General features: G+C 34.1%; 1 pseudogene. It reads right to left on the minus strand.

The features are described from left to right. Window positions 1-210 (minus strand): annotated as a pseudogene (locus KI686_RS16695) (nitric-oxide reductase large subunit); the annotation flags it as partial. Window positions 211-279: the final 69 nt, after the last annotated feature.

Below are 279 nucleotides of genomic sequence, written 5' to 3' on the forward strand. Positions count from 1 at the left end.
ATCTAAAGCTTCATCTGTAGGTTTTCCATGTTTATAAAAATCCCAGATGTACATGATAATTCCAGTTGCAAATAGTGTAGCACATAGAATTAATACTACAAAATGGATACTAATTTCAGCCTGAACTTCCATGAATTCCATTTTAAATTTACGCTCTAAATATACTTGAGCTACACCTGCAACACCAAAAGCAACTGTCATTCCAATCATTCCAATGTTTGCAGTCCAAAAAGCTGCTCGACCTACACTGCTATCATATAATTTTCTACCAGTCATATT

It is taken from the genome of Polaribacter sargassicola (genome assembly GCF_021991835.1).
GTDB lineage: Bacteria > Bacteroidota > Bacteroidia > Flavobacteriales > Flavobacteriaceae > Polaribacter > Polaribacter sargassicola.